Annotated in this window: 1 protein-coding gene; it reads right to left on the reverse strand. The window is 69.2% G+C overall.

Annotated features, from left to right (window positions below):
* Positions 1 to 1,520, reverse strand: a 1,520-nt coding sequence (locus WA317_RS01795) for an acyltransferase domain-containing protein (protein ID WP_425171405.1), incomplete at both ends; no start/stop codon positions are given.

Genomic DNA, 1,520 nt, shown 5'->3' on the forward strand with positions numbered 1-1,520 from the left:
GGCGTGCAGAACCCAAGTGGCGCCAGCCTCCGCGCGGGAGAACACCGCGACGCTACGCCGGCCGGAGTCCTGCGCGGCTTCGACGACCACCTGCACCGCCGCGGCGCCGGATGCGGGCACCATCAAGGGGGTTCGCAGCGTGAGTTCGTCGACGACCGGGCAGCCGACTTCGTCGCCGGCGCGGATCGCCAGATCCACGAACCCGGTCCCCGGGAACAGCGCCACGCCACCGACCGCGTGTTCGGCCAGCCACGGCTGAGATCCCGACGAGAGACGGCCGGTCAGCACCACTCCGCCGCTGGACGGCAACTCCACCACCGCGCCCAGGAACGGGTGCTGACCGGACGCCAAACCCAGCCCGGCGGCGTCGATGGCGGCGCCGTCACCGGAGAGCCAGAATCGCCGCCGCTCGAAGGCATATGTCGGCAACTCGACGAATCCGGCAGCCGGCAGCGTCGCACGCCAATCCACCGTGACGCCGGACACGAAAGCCTGAGCGGCTGAGGACAGGAAGCGACGGATACCGCCGTCGTCGCGGCCGAGGGTGGGGACGACGGCGGCTTCGGCGCCACCGCCGCTGTGCTCGTGGACGGTGTCCTCGACCCCGCCGACCAATGCCGGGTGGGGACTGCATTCGATGAAAGTCCGGTAGCCGCTTTGCGATGCGGCGCGCACCGCCTGGTCGAGTTCCACCGTCTGGCGGATATTGCGGAACCAGTAGTCGGCGTCCAGGACGGCGGTGTCGAACTGGGCGCCGGTGACGGTGGAAAAGAAGACGGTGCGCGAAGACCGCGGTTCGATGCCCGACAGCGCCTCCGCGAGGTGATCGCGAATCGCCTCCACGACAACGGAATGTGATGCGTAGTCCACGTCGATGCGCCGGGCGCGCAGTTCACGTTCGGTGCAGTAGGCGACCAGTTCGTCGAGCGCGGCGACTTCACCGGAGACGACGACGGCCGATGGTCCGTTGATCGCGGCGATACTGACCCGATCGCCGTACGGCGCCAGCATCTCTCGGGCCTGTTCCGGCCCACAGGCCAGCGACGCCATGCCGCCGCGGCCGGACAGCGCCAGCAATAACTTGCTGCGCAGCGTGATGACTCGTGCGGCATCGCGCAGCGACAACGCACCCGCCACGTATGCGGCGGCGATCTCACCCTGCGAGTGCCCGATCACGGCGTCGGGACGCACACCGATCGACTTCCACAGGTCGGCCAGCGACACCATCACCGCGAACAGCGCGGGCTGCACGACATCGACGCGGTCCAAGTTCGGCGCCCCGGGCGCCCCGCGCAGGACGTCGATCAGCGACCAGTCGACGAATTCCGCGAACGCTTCTGCGCAGGACTGCAGTCGCTCAGCGAAAACCGGTGCGGCGTCGAGTAATTCGACACCCATGCCGAGCCATTGGGCGCCTTGGCCGGGGAAAACGAACACCGTCTTGCCGGCCGGAACGGCACGCCCGGTGACCACCGCAGCCCCCGGCGACCCGTCGGCCAACTGCGCCAACCCGTCCAACA

Source organism: Mycobacterium sp. (assembly GCF_049802695.1).
Taxonomy (GTDB): Bacteria; Actinomycetota; Actinomycetes; order Mycobacteriales; family Mycobacteriaceae; genus Mycobacterium.